Annotated in this window: 15 protein-coding genes; 9 read left to right on the forward strand and 6 right to left on the reverse strand. The window is 69.6% G+C overall.

Annotated elements, in window-relative coordinates:
- The first annotated feature begins 182 nt into the window (after positions 1-182).
- Complete coding sequence (locus GBB76_RS00115; protein WP_152301395.1) at positions 183-2,072, forward strand: AsmA family protein; 1,890 nt, start codon at positions 183-185, stop codon at positions 2,070-2,072.
- A 6-nt stretch (positions 2,073-2,078) separates the two neighbouring features.
- Here GBB76_RS00115 and GBB76_RS00120 read toward each other — a convergent pair whose 3' ends face one another.
- Together GBB76_RS00120 and GBB76_RS00125 are read right to left on the reverse strand one after the other, a co-directional pair.
- Positions 2,079-2,531, reverse strand: coding sequence for a YqaA family protein (locus GBB76_RS00120; RefSeq protein ID WP_152301396.1), 453 nt, complete (start codon positions 2,529-2,531; stop codon positions 2,079-2,081).
- A gap of 48 nt (positions 2,532-2,579) precedes the next feature.
- A complete protein-coding gene (locus GBB76_RS00125; protein WP_152301397.1) occupies positions 2,580-5,234 on the reverse strand; it encodes a PAS domain-containing protein in 2,655 nt (884 codons plus the stop codon).
- A 322-nt stretch (positions 5,235-5,556) separates the two neighbouring features.
- Between GBB76_RS00125 and GBB76_RS00130 the strand changes: the two genes are divergently transcribed.
- The 5 genes from GBB76_RS00130 to GBB76_RS00150 all read left to right on the forward strand — a co-directional run bounded on the left by GBB76_RS00130 (position 5,557) and on the right by GBB76_RS00150 (position 9,904).
- Complete coding sequence (locus GBB76_RS00130; protein WP_152301398.1) at positions 5,557-5,928, forward strand: phasin family protein; 372 nt, start codon at positions 5,557-5,559, stop codon at positions 5,926-5,928.
- 241 nt (positions 5,929-6,169) lie between these two features.
- On the forward strand, positions 6,170-6,664 hold the full coding sequence (locus GBB76_RS00135) for a phasin (protein ID WP_152301399.1): 495 nt from the start codon (positions 6,170-6,172) through the stop codon (positions 6,662-6,664).
- Positions 6,665-6,919: 255 nt separating this feature from the next.
- Complete coding sequence (gene groES, locus GBB76_RS00140) at positions 6,920-7,216, forward strand: co-chaperone GroES (protein ID WP_152301400.1); 297 nt, start codon at positions 6,920-6,922, stop codon at positions 7,214-7,216.
- Between the two features lie 47 nt (positions 7,217-7,263).
- The gene (gene groL / locus GBB76_RS00145) at positions 7,264-8,904 is read left to right on the forward strand and encodes a chaperonin GroEL (protein WP_152301401.1); all 1,641 of its coding nucleotides are present in this window, start codon (positions 7,264-7,266) and stop codon (positions 8,902-8,904) included.
- Positions 8,905-9,274: 370 nt separating this feature from the next.
- Positions 9,275-9,904, forward strand: a complete 630-nt coding sequence (locus GBB76_RS00150; RefSeq protein ID WP_152301402.1) for a ribonuclease HII — start codon at positions 9,275-9,277, stop codon at positions 9,902-9,904.
- 21 nt (positions 9,905-9,925) lie between these two features.
- On the opposite strand, the gene cydB is transcribed toward GBB76_RS00150, so the two are convergent.
- From cydB to GBB76_RS00165, 3 genes are all read right to left on the reverse strand, one after another.
- Positions 9,926-10,948: a cytochrome d ubiquinol oxidase subunit II gene (gene cydB, locus GBB76_RS00155; RefSeq protein ID WP_152301403.1), complete on the reverse strand. Its 1,023-nt coding sequence runs from the start codon at positions 10,946-10,948 to the stop codon at positions 9,926-9,928.
- Positions 10,949-10,951: 3 nt separating this feature from the next.
- The gene (locus tag GBB76_RS00160) at positions 10,952-12,364 is read right to left on the reverse strand and encodes a cytochrome ubiquinol oxidase subunit I (RefSeq protein ID WP_152301404.1); all 1,413 of its coding nucleotides are present in this window, start codon (positions 12,362-12,364) and stop codon (positions 10,952-10,954) included.
- A 121-nt stretch (positions 12,365-12,485) separates the two neighbouring features.
- Complete coding sequence (locus tag GBB76_RS00165; protein ID WP_152301405.1) at positions 12,486-13,394, reverse strand: uracil-DNA glycosylase family protein; 909 nt, start codon at positions 13,392-13,394, stop codon at positions 12,486-12,488.
- 111 nt (positions 13,395-13,505) lie between these two features.
- On the opposite strand from GBB76_RS00165, the gene GBB76_RS00170 reads away from it, so the two are divergent.
- The 3 genes from GBB76_RS00170 to GBB76_RS00180 are packed head-to-tail and all read left to right on the forward strand — an operon-like array spanning position 13,506 to position 17,160.
- Positions 13,506-15,173: an electron transfer flavoprotein-ubiquinone oxidoreductase gene (locus GBB76_RS00170; protein WP_152301406.1), complete on the forward strand. Its 1,668-nt coding sequence runs from the start codon at positions 13,506-13,508 to the stop codon at positions 15,171-15,173.
- 7 nt (positions 15,174-15,180) lie between these two features.
- A complete protein-coding gene (locus tag GBB76_RS00175) occupies positions 15,181-16,233 on the forward strand; it encodes a hypothetical protein (RefSeq protein WP_246668980.1) in 1,053 nt (350 codons plus the stop codon).
- Positions 16,234-16,266: 33 nt separating this feature from the next.
- The gene (locus GBB76_RS00180) at positions 16,267-17,160 is read left to right on the forward strand and encodes an alpha/beta hydrolase (protein ID WP_152301407.1); all 894 of its coding nucleotides are present in this window, start codon (positions 16,267-16,269) and stop codon (positions 17,158-17,160) included.
- Here the strand turns inward: GBB76_RS00180 and GBB76_RS00185 are convergent.
- Positions 17,147-17,608 carry a hypothetical protein gene (locus GBB76_RS00185; protein WP_152301408.1) on the reverse strand — a complete coding sequence of 154 codons (462 nt, stop codon included), beginning with the start codon at positions 17,606-17,608 and terminating at the stop codon, positions 17,147-17,149. The two genes, GBB76_RS00180 and GBB76_RS00185, sit on opposite strands and share 14 nt — an antisense overlap.
- Between the last annotated feature and the right edge of the window lie 4 nt (positions 17,609-17,612).

A 17,612-nucleotide genomic window follows, 5' to 3' on the forward strand; every position in this document is an offset into this window, starting at 1 on the left:
CGATGGCGGCCCTTCCGAGGGAGGAGTCATAGCGTCCGGCCGGGCTTCTGTCAGGCCATCAAACAGACACAGACGCACAACATGTTGCGGGCGCTTTCAACCGGATCCATGACAGCAGTGCGACCCTTGCTTGCGCGGGCTCGCCCCTATGCTGTAGCGAGGGTTCAGAGGCGCTCGACCTGATGAAGAAATACGTCCCGTTCCTGATCGTGCCCGTCGCGGCGGTGCTTGCCGCCGGCGTTCTCGCGCCCAAGCTCGCCTCCGAGGAGCGGCTGCGGGGCGAGATCGAGTCGATGGTGGAGGCGAAGGCGGGACGCAAGCCGGTCATCGAGGGGCCTGTCACGTTCACCGTGCTGCCCTGGCCCGCCATCGACGTGCAGGGCGTGTCGGTCGAGGAGCCGCGCGGGCGGATCGCAATCGGCGCCGCGCGGGTGGTGCTCGACCTGCTGCCGCTGCTCGCCGGCACGCTGAGCGCCGACCATATCGAACTGACCGACGCCGACGTCACCCTGAACGATCCCGGCGACGGGATCGACGCCATAAGCGCGCTGGTCGCCGGGCTCGGCGTGGCGACCTCCGAGGCGGAGATCTACGTCCGTGACGGCAGCCTGAGCATTGCGCGCCCGGCCGGCGACGAGGTGGTGATCCCGCAGGCGGATGTGCGCATCGCCTGGCGCGGCGGGCGCGACGCGACGATCGCCGGTCGCACGGTCTGGCGCGACGAGCCGCTCGACGTGGATATCGGCGTGTCGGGGCTGGTGGCGCTCGCCGCTGGCGGCGCCGGCGGGCTGCGGGTGTCGGTGTCCGGCGCGCCGATCGAACTCGGCTTCGAGGGCGGCATGCGGCTGGCGGGCGGCCCGGTGGTCAACGGCGCGCTGTCGGTTTCCGCGCGCCAGCTGCGCGACACGCTGGAATGGCTGAATCTCGACGCCCCCACCGAGCGCGGCTTCGGCCCGTTCCGGCTGCGTGGCGCCGCGCTCGTCTCGGCGCAGGGCGTCGTCCTCAACGAGGCCCGCATCGATCTCGACGGCAATTCGGGCGTCGGCGGCTTCAACCTGCGTGTCGACGGCAGCCGCTCCATCCTTCAGGGCTCTCTCGCCGCCGAGCAGCTCGACCTGTCGCCCTACGGGCAGCTCGCGCTTTCCGGCGCGCAGGGCGGGGCGTGGAGTCGCGAGGCGATCGACCTCAACCGCACCCGGACGATGGATGTCGACCTCCGGCTTTCCGCCAGCCAGGTCCGCGTCGGCGATGCCGCCTTCCAGGGCATGGCCGCCAGCGCGACGCTGAAGGGCGGCAAGCTCTCCGTCGCCATCGGCGAGGCCGAGGCGTGGGGCGGCCTGTTCCGCGCCGTGCTGCATCTGGCGCCGCTCGACAACGGCCCGGGCGCCGATATGCGCCTCGACATCTCCGCCGACGACGTGGCGCTGGCGCAGGCGTTGGGCGAGCTGTTCCGCCTGCAGCGGCTGGAGGGGACCGGCTCGTTCCGCCTCTCCGCCGGCGGCTCCGGCGCCAGCATCATGGGCATCGTGCAGAATCTCAGCGGCGCCTTCACCCTGTCCGGCGAGAAGGGCGCGCTGGTCGGCATCGATGTGGGGCGCATCCTCGCCCGGCTGGAGAAGCGCCCGCTTTCCGGCGGCGGCGACCTGCGCGGCGGGCGCACGCCCTTCGACGCCATCGTCGTCGACGCCAGCATCAGCGACGGCATCGCCAAGCTCGACCGCATCGAGATGTCGAGTTCGACGCTGCGTATCGGCCTTGCCGGCGAGAGTTCGATCGCCCAGCGCGATCTCGATTTCGCCGGCACCGCGCAGCTTGTGGGCACGGCCCCGGCGGCCGCCAAGGCGGCGCCGTCCACCACCGCCACGGGGGCGCCGGTCGCGGCGGCGGCCGCGCCGGGAGAGGCCGAGGCGGTGGCTGCGCCGGTGGCGTTCGAACTGCCCTTCATCGTGCGCGGCGACTGGGACCGGCCGATCGTGCTGCCGGACCCGCAGGCGCTGATCCGCCGCTCCGGCGCGGCGCGCCCGCTCTTCGGCACCCCCGACAAGATGGGCGTCGCCGGCCCGCTGCCCTGAGGGTTCTCACGCCACGGCGAGCGTCAGCCAGGCGAGGACGAGGTAGCGCCCGACCTTCGCCACCGTCACCAGCAGCAGGAACACCCCCAGCGGCTCGCGCAGGATGCCGGCGACCACGGTGAGCGGATCGCCGATGAGGGGCATCCAGCTCAGCAGCAGCGACCATTTCCCATAGCGGCGATACCAGCCCTGCGCGCGCTCCAGCGCCGCCTCGTTGGCGGGAAACCAGCGATGGTGCCGCAGCCGCACAATGGCGCGCCCCAGCCCCCAGTTGATCGCCGAGCCGAGCACGTTGCCCAGGCTGGCCACCGCGATGAGCGCCCAGGGCGGATAGGCGCCGGTGAGCAGCAGCCCCACCAGCGCGGCTTCGGACTGCATGGGCAGAAGGGTCGCGGCGGCCAGTGCCGCGGCGAACAGCCCGGCATAGGCGGCCACGTCCACATAGGTCGGGTCGATCATCGCGCGCGGCCGCCCTCTAGCCGGCGGCCCATGGCAGCGCCGAGCCGCTCACTCCGCCAGCACGCGCGTCGAGGGGAAGGTGATCTCGACGATGGTGCCGACATCGACCGCGCTGCGGATGTTGAAGGCGGCGCGATTGGCTTCGGCCAGTGCCTTGGTCAGCGGCAGGCCCAGGCCGGTGCCGCCCGAGCCGGCGCGGCCGGAGGTGGCGATCTGGCGGAACGGCTCCATGGCGATGGCGATGTCGGATTCGGTCATGCCGACGCCGGTGTCGCGCACCCGCATCACCACCTCGCCCTCTTCGGTGAGCGTGGTCGAGACGATGACCTGCCCGCCCGGATGGGTGAACTTGATCGAGTTGGACACGAGGTTCAGCACGATCTGCCGGATCGAGCGCGCATCCGCCACCACGGGCGGCAGGTCGGTGGCCAGCGAGGAGCGGATGATGATGCGCTCGCGATTGGCCTGCGGCTGCATGATGCCCATGCACTGCTGCACGATCTCGTTGAGCGGCACGCTGGTGAAGGCGAGGTCGAGTTTGCCGGCCTCGATCTTCGACAGGTCGAGCAGGTCGTTGATCAGCGAGATGAGGTGCTCGCCCGAGGCGTGGATGTCGCGCAGATAGTCGCGGTAGCGCTGGTTCTCGATGGCGCCGAAACGCTCCTCCATCATCACCTCGGAGAAGCCGATGATGGCGTTGAGCGGCGTGCGGATCTCGTGGCTGATCTTGGCGAGGAAGTCGGACTTGGCGAGGTTGGCGCGCTCGGCGAGCCGCTTGGCCTCGATCAGCTCCTCCTCGGCACGCTTCCACTGGGTGATGTCGCGCAGCACGGCGCAGAATTTGGTGGGGTCGTCGCCGACCCGGCCCATGGTCATGAAGAGCGGGATCAGCCCACCCTCGCGCACACGCCCGATCACCTCGCGCCCGTCATTGAGCACGCTCGCCACGCCGTTGGAGGCGAGGCCGTCGAGATAGTCGACGGCGGGGCGGTGGCTCTCGGGAGCCAGCAGCAGGGTGAAGGCCTCGCCCTGCACGTCGGAGGCGTTGAAGCCGAACAGCGCCTCGGCCGGGTGGTTCATGCCGAGGATGGTGCCGGCGGCATCGAGCAGCACCACGCCGTCGGTCGCGGTGTCGAGAATGGCGCGCAGCTCACGCCCGGAGCTTTCCGCCTCGCGCAAAGCCAGCTCGGCGGCGCGCAGGCTTTCGCGCTGGCGCGCCTCGGCGGCGCCGGAGGTGCGGTGCAGGACGTAGAGCATCGCCGTGCCGCCGTCCCACGGCGCCGACATCAGCCGGGCCTCGACGGCGATCGGCGCACCGGCGGCGTCGAAAATGGTGAGCGTGCGCCCGTCCGCGTCGTCGTCGGTGCCGGAGTCGAACAGGGCGGCGAGGCCGCCCGCGCTCTCCATCACCGACAGGTCGGCATAGCCGGTCCAGTCCAGCAGGGCGCGGTTGGCATAGAGCAGCCGGTCGCCCCGGAACGCAACCAGGCCGAGCGGCAGGCGGTCGAGCACCGGGCGCTCGCCCTCGGCCAGAACGCGGTGCAGCCCTTCCGGCCCGGCGGCTGGAGCGGGAGCGACGGGCGCGGCGGGGGGCGGGGTCTCCGCTGCCGGCTCGGGCGCAGAAGGCTGGGGCGCGGAAGGTTCGGGTGCGAAAGACTCAGCTGCGAAAGACTCGGGCTCGGCCGGCGCGGCTTCGGGCGGCGCGGGGAAGTCATCCACGCCTTCGAGCCGGGCACCGAGGGCGCGGGCGATCTCGCGGAAGGCGTTGCGCTCGCCGGTCGACAGTCCTTCCCAGGAGGCGCGCACGCCGTCGGCGCGCGGGGCCTCGCCGGCGCCCGTGCCGTTTCCGGCGCCGTGGCCGGCGCGCAGCGGAACGACATTCGGCGACGAGGGCACGATGCTCAGCGTCACCCGCACGGGCGAGGAGTCCGGCGCCGGGGTCGCCGGCTGTGCCTCGGCGTATGGGGCGCGGGGTGGGGCGGGCGGCGCGGCGGGCTCGGGCGACGAACCGGCGGGGAGCGCGCGCCGGCCCTTCACGATGCCGAAGCCGCGCAGGCCCTCGCCACGGATGGGAGCGCCGCCCAGTTCGACATCCAGCAGGTCGCCCTGCGCGGTGGGCAGCAGGGCGGGAAGATGATTGAAGCTCAGCCCTTCCAGCACCGCGCGGTGGACGCCATGGGCGCCGAGGGCGCGCCAGTCGAGCCCGGCGATCTCCTCCGGCGCGCGGCCGAGCGCGGCGGCGAGGCGCGGGTCGATGGCGGAGAGCCGGGCGTCGAGTCCGGTGCGCCAGGTGAAGCGGAGGCTGGCCGGCGCCGCAGCGGACGCGGCTTCCGCCGTTGCGGGTGCGGTTGGCGCGGCATCGGCGGCGGTTACAGGGGCGATGTCGAGGGCGACCAGCAGCACCGCGCGGGCCGGGCCTGAGACGAGAAGCGAGCAGGCAAAGGTTGCCGGTGTCAGGCGGCCGGGCAGGCGCACCCGCTCCAGCCGGGCCGGGCGGCCCGGGCGCAGCCCCGGCGCCAGACGCGCGCCAAGGCTCGCGGCGAGGCGCTCGTCGAGCGCGGCGCGGCCGGCGGGGTTGGCGGCAAGGAGGGTTCCGTCGGCATGGACGAGCACAGCCGGCGCCGCCGCTGCCAGGGCGGAAGCCGCCTGGGCCCGCAGCGCGTCGATCGCTGAGCTGCCGAAACCGTCCGTCGGAGTGTTCATGACCCGCCAGAAATGAGACCGCCGGCACTGCGCCGGAGAGGGCGGCCCGCCAGGAGAGGCATGCCGCCGAAAGCTAACAATAATGCCGGCCGGCCCCGCGTGCCATGCGAACCGGGCCCTGTCGTGGCAGCTTCATCTTTTCCGGTTAACCGGATGCCACCGATCCCGGTTAATCACTTGCAACCGCCGATGGCCCGGGCGGGACATTTTCGGGTTGCGTTTTGCAGCGCACCTACTACTTTCGTTGTAGGCATGTGCCCCGATTTACCCTTGGCGAGCGGCGGCTAGGATCGACATTCACCCGAGGACGGAGTCTGCGACCATGGCTAATGATCCCAAGCTCGATATTCCGCCGGAACTGCGCACCATCGCCGAGCAGGGCGTCGATCAGGCCCGCGCGGCTATCGACGGCTTCATCGACGCCGCGCACAAGGCGCTGGACGATGCCGGCCGGCAGTTCGATGCCGCGCACGAGAACGCGCGCGACCTCGGCCGCACCACGCTGGACTTCGCGGAAGCCAACATCGCCGCCGGTTTCGATTTCGCCTCCCGGCTCGCCAAGGCGAGCACGGTGGACGAATGGGCCCATCTTCACGCCGAATATGTGAAGGAACAGGCCGCCCGCCTCACCGAGCAGACCAAGGCGCTCGGCGAGCATGCCGGCGCGGCCGCCGGCTTCCCGAAAAGCACCTAGCCGCACGCTGCGGGCGAGCCTCGCCCGACGCCGGGCGGGTTTGCGGCGGACCGGCAAAAAAAGCGCACAGGCGGGTTGATTGTGCATTGCAATATGATATTGCAATGCACAATTATGGCAGATGAGACAGGGCAGACCTCCGGCTTCCCGTTCGGAGCCGGCCTGCCGGTCATGGCACGATCGCCAGCGCGGAAGCGGTCGGTGCCTTTCCGTATCCGCCGCGAGTGCGAGGAGAAAACCCATGGTTGAGGCCACCCCGGTTACTGCGTCCACCAAGAAAGTCGCCAAGGCTGCGACCTCCGCTTTCGAGGCGGCGATGCCGAAGCTCGACATTCCGACCAATCTGGAAGTCCCCGCCGTCGTGCGGGAAATGGCCGAGAAGGGCGTGCAGAACGCCCGCGAAGCCTATGAGAAGATGAAAGCCAGCGCCGAGGAGACGACCGATCTCCTCGAGGACACCTATTCCACCGCCTCCAAGGGCGTGGCGGAATACAACGCGGTGGCGCTCGAGTCGCTGCGCACCAATGTGAACTCCGCCTTCGACTATTTCGGCCTGCTGCTCGGTACCAAGAGCGTCTCGGAAGCGGTCGAACTGTCGACCGGCCATCTGCGCAAGCAGTTCGACGTTCTCTCGGCCCAGGCGAAGGAACTGTCGACGCTGGCCCAGAAGGTCGCCACCGACACCGCCGAGCCGATCAAGGCGTCGGTGGAGAAGACCATGAAGAAGGCGTCCTGAACGCTTCTTCGACGTGAATGACCAAGACCCGGACCGCCTTGCGGGCCGGGTCTTTTCATGTCGGGCGGCAAGCGGCGCGACATGTTTGCGGCGGCGCTCGCTTCCTAAGCGCCGCACGCGCTTGACACCCTTCCCCGGCCATCCCATTTCGGCGGCATTGGCACTCGCTTTCGAAGAGTGCTAGTAACCTGCCCAGCGCATAGCTGCTCACCCCGCGCCACGCCGGCGCGAGACAGGAAGACCGAGGATCTACCGATGGCCAAGCTGAAGTTCCGCCCCCTGCACGACCGCATCGTGGTGAAGCGCCTCGATGCCGAGGAAAAGACCGCAGGCGGCATCATCATCCCGGACAGCGCCAAGGAAAAGCCCTCGCAGGGCGAAGTCGTGGCCGTGGGCCCGGGCGCGCGCGACGAGGCCGGCAAGCTGGTGCCGCTCGACGTGAAGGCCGGCGACAAGGTGCTGTTCGGCAAGTGGTCGGGCACCGAGGTCAAGATCGACGGTCAGGACGTCCTGATCATGAAGGAATCGGACGTCCTCGGCATCGTCGGCTGACATCGGCCGAAGCGACCCGGACACAACAGAATTCAGGAGTAGGCCAGATGGCTGCCAAGGACGTAAAATTCGGTGGTGATGCGCGCGACAGGATGCTGCGCGGCGTCGACATCCTCGCCAACGCGGTGAAGGTCACGCTCGGCCCCAAGGGTCGTAACGTCGTGATCGACAAGAGCTTCGGCGCCCCGCGCATCACCAAGGACGGCGTCACCGTCGCCAAGGAGATCGAGCTCGAGGACAAGTTCGAGAACATGGGCGCCCAGATGGTGCGCGAAGTGGCCTCGAAGACCAACGACCTCGCCGGCGACGGCACCACCACCGCCACCGTGCTCGCCCAGTCGATCGTCCGCGAGGGCGCCAAGTTCGTCGCCGCCGGCATGAACCCGATGGACCTCAAGCGCGGCGTCGATCTGGCCGTGATCGAGGCGATCAAGGACATCGAGAAGCGCGCCAAGAAGGTGAAGAACTCCGACGAAGTCGCGCAGGTCGGCACCATCTCGGCCAATGGCGACGTGTCCATCGGCGAGATGATCGCCGGCGCCATGCAGCGCGTGGGCAATGAGGGCGTGATCACCGTCGAGGAAGCCAAGACCGCCGAGACCGAGCTCGACGTGGTTGAGGGCATGCAGTTCGACCGTGGCTACCTCTCCCCCTATTTCGTCACCAACCCCGAGAAGATGACGGTGGATCTCGAAGATCCGTACCTGCTCATTTTCGACAAGAAGCTCTCCGGCCTGCAGGCGATCCTGCCGGTTCTCGAGCAGGTCGTGCAGTCGGGCAAGCCGCTGCTGATCGTCGCCGAGGACGTCGAGGGCGAGGCTCTGGCCACGCTGGTCGTCAACAAGCTGCGCGGCGGCCTGAAGGTCGCGGCCGTGAAGGCCCCCGGCTTCGGCGACCGCCGCAAGGCCATGCTTGAGGATATCGCCATCCTCACCGGCGGCCAGGTGATCTCCGAAGAGCTCGGCATCAAGCTGGAGAGCGTCTCGCTCGCCATGCTCGGCCGCGCCAAGAAGGTGATCATCGAGAAGGAAAAGACCACGATTGTCGACGGCGTCGGCAAGAAGAAGGACATCGAGGGCCGCGTGGCGCAGATCAAGTCGCAGATCGAGGAGACTTCCTCGGACTACGACCGCGAGAAGCTCCAGGAGCGTCTGGCCAAGCTGGCCGGCGGCGTCGCGGTGATCCGCGTCGGCGGCGCGACGGAAGTCGAGGTCAAGGAGAAGAAGGACCGCATCGACGACGCTCTGAACGCGACCCGCGCGGCCGTTCAGGAAGGCATCGTCCCCGGCGGCGGCATCGCCCTGCTGCGCGCCAAGAAGGCGGTCGAGAAGCTCACCTCCGACAACCCGGACATCCAGGCCGGCATCAAGATCGTGCTGCGCGCGCTTGAGGCTCCGATCCGTCAGATCGCCGAGAACTCCGGCGTTGAGGGCTCGATCGTGGTCGGCAAGGTGCTCGAGTCGAAGGACCAGAACTTCGGCTTCAACGCCCAGACCGAGCAGTTCGTCGACATGATCGCCACCGGCATCGTCGATCCGGCCAAGGTCGTGCGCACCGCGCTGCAGGACGCCGCCTCGATCGCCGGCCTGCTGATCACCACCGAGGCGATGATCGCCGACATGCCGAAGCGTGACGGCGGCGCCCCGGCCATGCCGGGCGGCGGCGGCATGGGCGGCATGGACTTCTGAGGAAGTCCTTCCGCCCCTGCGATGGGTTAAGTGCACAAGCCGGCGAGGCCGGCTTGTGTGGCGGCATGGACTTCTGAGGACGTCCATCCGCCCCTGCGGTTGGCTGAGTGCACAAATATGCGAGGGCGCGGCGCGAGCCGCGCCCTTTGCTTTTGAGCCCAGCGGCGTCATCCCCGGGCTTGACCCGGGGATCCACGACTTGGGGCTACCTCTTGGGCTGCCGCTTGGGGCTGCCGCGTGAAGGCATGGATGGCCACGCCGCGCGCCATCTACTGCCCTGCCAAGCGCGGTTGCGTCCGGGCGTCCGGGGCGGCATTTTCCGGCCGGCGCCGGGGATCGGCGCCGCGAGTCGATTCCGGGAACCGCTGCCATGGCCGTCAGACGCACCAAGCCGGATTTCGCGCTGGAACGCGCCGCCTGGAAGGCCGGCGACGTGCCGGTGGCCGGTGTCGACGAGGTGGGGCGCGGGCCGTGGGCGGGCCCCGTGGTCGCCTGCGCGGTGGTGCTGGATCCGGCGCGCGTGCCGGACGGGCTCGACGATTCCAAGCGCCTGTCGGCCGCGCAGCGCGAGCGGCTGTTCGAGGCCATCTGCGCCACGGCGGAGGTCTCGCTGGCCTTCGCGCCGCCGGCGCGTATCGACGGGCACAATATCCGGCAGGCGACGCTGTGGGCGCTCTCGCGCGCCGTCGCCGGGCTGCCGAAGGCGCCGCGCCTCGTGCTGGTGGACGGAAACGACGTGCCGCCGGTGCCGTGCGCGGCACGCACCATCGTCGGCGGCGACGGCCTCGTCGCGTCCATCGCGGCGGCCTCGATCGTCGCCAAGGTGACGCGCGACCGCCTGATGGCCTCGCTCGGCGCCGCCCATCCCGGCTACGGCTTCGAGCGTCACATGGGCTATGGCACGCCCGAGCATCAGGCGGCGCTGGCGCAGCTCGGCGTCTGTCGCCACCACCGCACCTCCTTCGCGCCCATCCGCGCCCGGCTGGCGGCGGCGGAATAGGACGCGGCCCTCCTTTGAGGGCTAGTGGTAGCCCTCGCCCTCGCGGACCTTGCCGCGAAACAGCCAGTACACGAAGACGATGTAGCCGAGGATGATCGGCAGCAGGAACACCGTGCCGATCAGCATGAAGATCTGGCTGGCCGGCGCCGCCGCGGTCTCCCAGACGGTGAGCGTGGGCGGGATCAGATAGGGGAAGATCGAGATTCCGATGCCGAGATAGCCGAGCAGGAACAGCCCGATGACGCCGAAGAAGGGCAGGTGCTCATAGCCCTTCTCGAGCCAGCGCCAGACGCCATAGGCGAGCGCCAGCGTGATGAGCGGCACCGGCGCCAGATAGAACAGGTTGGGCGTGGTGAACCAGCGTTCCGCGATACGCGGGAAGGCGATCGGCGTCCACAGGCTGACGATCGCCATGAACACCAGCACCGCCGGCAACAGCACCTTGGCGCGGGCGCGGGCGCGCTCGGCCGCCGCGCCCTCGGTCTTCATCACCAGCCACACGCTGCCGATCAGCGCATAGCCCGCCACCACGGCCACGCCGCAGACCAGCGCGAAGGGGGTCGCCCAGTCGAGCGGGCCGCCGGCAAAGGCGTTGTTCTCGACCTTGATCCCCTGCACGAAGCCGCCCAGCAGCACGCCCTGGAAGAAGGCCGCCAGCGTCGAGCCGCCGGCAAACGAGATGCTCCAGAGATAGCGGCTGGTGTCGGCGACGTGGCGGAACTCGAAGGCGACGCCGCGAAACACCAGCGCCAGCAGCATGAAGATGACCGGCAGATAGAGCGCCGGCATCACGATGGAGTAGGCGAGGGGGAAGGCGACCAGCAGGCCGCCGCCGCCCAGCACCAGCCAGGTCTCGTTGCCGTCCCAGAAGGGGGCGACCGAGTTCATCATCTGGTCGCGCTCGCGGTCGTTCGCCGCGAAGGGGAACAGGATGCCCATGCCGAGGTCGAAGCCGTCCAGCACCACATACATGGCGATGGCGACGGCGAGCAGCAGCGACCAGATGACGGGCAGGTACCATTCCATGCCGACGGTGATGGCCATGGCTCATTCCTCCCGGGCGTTGATGGCGGCGCGCGTCGCCTTGTGGGCGGAGGCGAGCGGGCGGTTGGGAACGCCCTCGGGCGGGTCCAGCGCGGCGCCCTCCGGTCCCTTCGCGATCAGGCGGTTGATGTAGTAGATGCCGCCCGAGAACACGACGGCGTAGACCAGCACGAACAGCGCCAGCGAGGTCGCCAGCGCCCAGCCGGCGACGGGGGAGATGGCGTCCTCGGTGCGCAGCACGCCATAGATCACATAGGGCTGCCGGCCCACCTCGGTGACGAACCAGCCCGCCAGGATGGTGACGAAGCCGATCGGCCAGATGTGCTGGAGCGGGGCGAGATACCAGTCGGTCTCGAACAGCCGGCGCCGCCACAGCAGGAAGGCGCCGAGCCAGCCGACCGCGATCATCAGGAGGCCGAGCCCGACCATGATGCGGAAGGCGAAGAAGGGAATCGCGACCGGCGGCCGGTCCTCGCGCGCGAACTCCTTCAGCCCCTTGATCTTGCCGTCGAGGCTGTGGGTGAGGATGAGGCTGCCGAGATAGGGGATCTCGATCTGGTAGTCGTTGGTCTCCGTTTCCTCGTTGGGAATGGCGAACAGCACCAGCGGCACGCTGCCGCCGATATCCTCGCTGGAGCCCCAATGCGCCTCGATGGCCGCGATCTTCGCGGGCTGGTGCTCCAGCGTGTTGAGGCCGTGCGAGTCGCCGATGAAGGCCTGTACCGGCGCGAGGATGGCGATCAGCCCGATCGCCATACGCATCATGGTGCGCCCGTCCTCCGGGTAGCGCCCGGCATAGACGTAGCGGGCGCCGACCGCGAGCACGACGAAGGCGGTGGTGAGGTAGCAGGCCGTCACCATATGGGCGAAGCGATAGGGGAAGCTCGGGTTGAAGATGACGGTGAGCCAGTCGGTCGGGTGGGCGATGCCGTCGATCAGCTCATAGCCCGCCGGGGTCTGCATCCAGCTGTTGGCGGCGAGGATCCAGAAGGCCGACAGCGAGGTGCCGGCCGCCACCATCACGCAGGCGAAGACGTGCAGGCCGCGCGGCACCCGGTTCCAGCCGAAGAGCATGATGCCGAGGAAGGTCGCCTCCAGGAAGAAGGCAGTCAGCACCTCGTAGCCGATCAGCGGCCCGATCACGTTGCCGCCGACATGGGCGAAGCGGCTCCAGTTGGTGCCGAACTGGTAGGACAGCACGATGCCGGACACCACGCCCATGGCGAAGGAGACGGCGAAGATCTTGGTGAAGAAGCGCGCGATGCGGTGATAGCGCTCGTGCCCGGTGGCGATCCACAGCACTTCCAGCGTCGCGATATAGGCCGCGAGCCCGATGGTGAAGCTCGGGAAAATGACGTGGAAGGACACGGTGAAGGCGAACTGGATGCGCGCCAGTAGGATCGGGTCGAATTCCATCGCTCTCCCCTCTGCCGTCACCGCCGGCGAGGGGTGACGTGGCGTAGCCTATGCCGGGCAGGGCCAGTATGGAACGGTTCAATTGGTCCTATGCGACATGACGACCGCTCGCGGCATCGCGTCAGGGACGCGGCGGCAGACCGGCGAGCTTGGCCTCGATGGCGAGCATGTCGCGCCAGGCCATGCGCTTGCCGAGCGGCGTGCGCAGCAGATAGGCCGGGTGGAAGGTGGCGAGCGCGGGGATGACGCGGCTGCCGGTGTCGTAGTCCGACCACCGCCCGCGCGCCTTGGTGATGCCGTCGCGTATGCCGAGCAGGGTCTGCGCCGAGGGGCCGCCGAGACAGACCAGCACGTCGGGATTGGCGAGTTCGATCTGCCGCCGGATGAAGGGCAGGCAGATGGCGGTTTCCTGCGGCGTCGGCGTGCGGTTGCCCGGCGGGCGCCAGGGCACGACATTGGCGATATAGGCGTTCGTGCGGTCGATGCCGATGGCGGCCAGCATGCGGTCGAGCAGCTTGCCCGAGCGCCCGACGAAGGGCTTGCCCTCGATGTCCTCGTCGCGGCCCGGCGCCTCGCCGACCAGCATCAGGCGCGCCTGCGGGTTGCCGTCGGCGAAGACGAGGCGCGTCGCCGTGTGCTTGAGCGGGCAGCCGTCAAAGCGTTCCAGCAGGGCGCGCAGCGTGTCGAGGTCCGGCGCCGAGGCGGCGGCCTCGCGCGCCTCGATTGCGGCGAGATCGGGCGGCGGCGGCGCCTCGTCCGGGGCAGCGGGCGTCGCCGGCGCGCGCGCGGCTGCCGGCGGTGCCATCGAAGCGGCGGGCCGCGAAGATTCGCGCGGGTTCTCCTGCGCGGGGCGTTCCGGCGCGCGCGCCGTGCGGGCCAAGGCGGCCTCGCGCTCGGCAGCGCTCTCGGTGAAACGGTCGACCGGCTCCTCGCCCAGCGCGACATCGACCCCCGCCTCCAGATGGAAGGCGAGGATCTCGGCCAGCGCGTCGCGCTCGCCAAATTCCGTGTCGCTAAGTGTCGAGGTCATCAGGCGCATTCTTCCCGGCGAAGGGGCGATCCTATCCGTCGCGGGGAGAGTTGTCAGGTCGGGGCAAGCGTGGAAGAAGTCCAATCAGCACGTTGCGGCGGAGGTTGAGTGATGGACGCGGCGGAACTGCCGGAACGCGAGGCCATGGAATTCGACGTCGTGGTCGTCGGCGCGGGACCGGCCGGCCTCGCGGCGGCGATCCGGCTCAAGCAGCTCGACGAGAATCTCGCCGTCGTGGTGGTCGAGAAGGGCTCGGAGGTCGGCGCGCATATTCTCTCCGGCGCGGTCATCGACCCCATAGGGCTCGACCGGCTGTTCCCCGACTGGAGGCAGGAGGCGGACGCGCCGCTGAAGACCCCCGTCACCGACGACCGCTTCTATTTCCTCGGGCCGGCGGGCGCGCTGCGGCTGCCGAATGCGCTGCTGCCGCCGCTGATGGGCAATCACGGTGCCTATATCGGCTCGCTCGGCAATGTCTGCCGCTGGCTGGCGGCGAAGGCCGAGGCGCTTGGCGTCGAGATCTATCCCGGCTTCGCCGCGAGCGAGGTTCTCTTCGAGGACGGCGCGGTCGTCGGCATCGCCACCGGCGACATGGGGATAGGCCGCGACGGCGAGATGACCGACCGCTACACGCGCGGCATGGAGCTTCGCGCGAAATACACGCTGTTCGCCGAGGGCGCGCGCGGCCAGCTCACCCGGCAGCTCATCGCCCGCTACGGGCTCGGCGAGGGGCGCGAGCCGCAGAAATTCGGCATCGGGCTCAAGGAATTGTGGACGGTGTCGGCCGAGCAGCACCGGCCGGGACTGGTGCAGCATTCCTTCGGCTGGCCGCTGGATTCCGCCACCGGCGGCGGCTCGTTCCTCTACCACATGGAGGACCGGCAGGTGATGGTGGGCTTCGTCGTCCACCTCAACTACGCCAACCCGCATCTGTCGCCCTTCGAGGAGTTCCAGCGCTTCAAGACCCACCCGCTGGTGCGCCCCACGCTGGAGGGCGGCAAGCGCATCTCCTATGGCGCGCGCGCCATCACCGAGGGCGGCTTCCAGTCGGTGCCGAAGCTGGTCTTCCCCGGCGGCGCGCTGGTTGGCTGCGCGGCGGGCTTCGTCAATGTGCCGCGCATCAAGGGCAGCCACAACGCGGTGCTTTCCGGCATGCTCGCTGCCGAGGACGTGGCGGGCGCGCTGGCCGCCGGCCGCCAGCACGACGTGCTGGAAGGCTACGAGGCCGGCTGGCGCGGCTCGGACATCGGGCGCGACCTGTGGAAGGTGCGCAACGCCAAGCCGCTGTGGTCCAAGTTCGGTACCTATCTGGGCATCGCGCTCGGCGGGCTCGACATGTGGACCAACACTCTGCTCGGCTTCTCGCTGTTCGGCACGCTGAAGCACGGCAAGCCCGACCACGCCACGCTGAAGCCGGTGGCGGAGACGAAGCCGATCGCCTACCCCAAGCCCGATGGCGTCGTTTCCTTCGACCGGCTCTCCTCGGTGTTCCTGTCGAACACCAATCACGAGGAGGACCAGCCCATTCACCTGAAGGTGGCGGACCCCGCCCTGCAGAAAGCCTCCGAGCACGACGTCTATGGCGGCCCGTCCGCCCGCTACTGCCCGGCGGGCGTCTATGAATGGGTGGAGGCGGATGGAAACGGTGCGGGCGCGCGCTATGTGATCAACGCGCAGAACTGCGTGCACTGCAAGACCTGCGACATCAAGGACCCCAACCAGAACATCACCTGGGTGGCGCCCGAGGGCGGCGGCGGACCGAACTACCCCAATATGTGAGGCGCGCATGCTCTTCCGGCTTCTGGCGACCCTTCCGGCGGCGGCGCTCGCCGTCCTTCTCGCGGCGGACCCGGCGTCGGCGCAGCAGGGGCCGGACTACACGCCCTATCGCGAGGGGCTGTTCCTGCGCTACCTCAACGCCGTGCCCGGCGAGATCGACGGCGTGCCGCGCATCGGCCTCTCCCTTGGCGGGCGCACCCTGCGGGCCGAGATCGATTCCGGCTCGACCGGCATCGTCGTCGCCGCCGAATTCGTGCCCGGCTTCGAGCAGTTCCCCTCGCAGGGGCCGGCGAAGCTGACCTATACGAGTTCGGGCCGGGTGATGCTGGGCCAGTGGGTCGTGATGCCGGTGACGCTGAGCGGGCGCGAGGGCGCGAGCGTGACGACCGCCCCGCTGCCGGTGCTCGTCGTGACCGAGGTCCAGTGCCTCGACACCGCGCGAAGCTGCGCGCCGACCACCAGCCCGCGCAACATCGCCATGGTCGGCGTCGGCTTCGCCCGCGAGGGCGACCGCCAGAGCCAGAGCACCCCGGACAAGAACCCGCTGCTCAATGTCGCCGGCGGCGAGGGCCCGCGCCGGCAGGGCTATGTGCTCACCCGCGAGGGGGTGCATGTGGGGCTCACCGCCGCCAATACGCGCGGCGTGTTCCGCTATCTCAAGCTGGAGCGCAACGCCGACGGCACCGACTGGAAGCCGACGCCGGCCTGCATCTCGCTCAACGGAGCCACGCCGCCGGCCTGCGGCTCGGTGCTGGTCGATACCGGCGTGTCGGCGATGTTCATGACCGTGCCGCCCGGGCAGGCGGCAGGAGCGCAGCGTACATTGGCACCCGGCACGCTGGCACCCGGCACGCAGGTCGCGGTGAGTGTCGGGGCGGGCGAGGCGGCCTTTCCGCTCTACAGCTTCGCGGTCGGCGACGGCTCCCCGATGGCGCCGAGCGCCGTGCATCTGCGCGTGTCCGACCGGGCGGCCTTCGTGAACACCAGCTACCATCTGCTCAACGGCTTCGACGTGCTGTTCGACGGCGAGGGCGGCTATGTCGGGTTCCGGCCGAAATAGCGGGGCGGCGAGCATTGGCGCCTGGGGGATCGAATGGCCAGCGACATCGACGAACTGAGGCAACTCTTCGTGGGCCAGCCGCGCCCGACAAGCTGGGCGGAGCGGCGGCAGCGGATGGACGACATCTGCGCCATCGACCGGCCGCCCGATGACGTCGCGTTCACGCCTGTCGACCTTGAGGGGCTGCCGGCCGAATGGTCGCTGGCGCCGGGGAGCGACGCGACGCGCGTCCTGCTGTATTTCCACGGCGGCGGCTACTGCTCGGGCTCGATCCGCAGCCATCGGGCGATGGTGGGTGCCTTCGGCAGGCAGGCGGGCATCCGCACCCTCGCCATCGGCTACCGGCTGGCGCCGGAGCACCCCTATCCCGCCGCGCTCGACGACGCTCTCGCCGCCTGGCGTTTCCTGCGGGCGCAGGGCTATGCGGCGGAGGCCATCGCGATCGGCGGCGACAGCGCCGGCGGCAATCTGACGCTCGCCACGCTGATAGCCCTGCGCGAGGCAGGGGAGGAAATGCCTGCCGCCGCCTGGCTGGTCTCGCCCTGGACCGACCTGACGATGAGCGGCGCCACGCTTGACAGCAAAGCGGCGGTCGATCCGCTGATCAGCCGAGACTATCTCGCCGGGCTGGCGCAAGCCTTTCTGGCGGGGCGCGATGCGCGCGATCCGGCGGTCTCGCCGCTCTTCGCCGACCTTGCCGGACTGCCGCCGACGCTGGTCCAGGTGGGCTCCAGCGAGGGGCTGCTGGACGATGCGGTGAGCATTGCCCGCGCGCTCGGTGCCGCCGAGGTGCCGGTGGTGCTGGAGGTGTGGCCGCACATGATCCATGCGTGGATGCTGTGGGCCGCCCGGCTTGCCGATGGGCGTGCCGGGCTTGTGCGCGCCGCCGGCTGGCTGCGCGCACAGTTCGCGCTCAGAACAGGCTGAACACGAACACCGCGAGCAAGACGCCGGCGGCCCACAGGTCGGAGATCATCGCCACGTTCTCGCGCAGGCCCCGGTCCGGGCGCCGCATGTGGTTGAGGCCGGCGAGGCCGAGGAACAGGCCGCCGATGAAGGCGACCGGCAGCGCCCAGATCGAGAAGACGATCGACAGCAGGCCGGCGAGGCCGATGGAGACATTTGCGAAGCCAAGCTCCTGCACGATGACATGGGCATGCGGCGCCTCGACGCCGAGGATGGTCTTCAGCGTGAAGCCGGGCTTGAGGATCTGCGAGACGCCGGCCAGCAGCAGCCGCACGCCGACCGCCCAGAAGGCGAACCATTTGGTGGCGGCGACGACGAAGCCGCCAAGGCTGGTGATGCTGCCGAACTCGGCGCCGATGCTGATGACCGGCGCCACCACCATCGTCAGCACAATAAGCGCGTAGTACATCGAA

The organism is Ancylobacter sp. TS-1 (assembly GCF_009223885.1).
Lineage (GTDB): Bacteria > Pseudomonadota > Alphaproteobacteria > Rhizobiales > Xanthobacteraceae > Ancylobacter.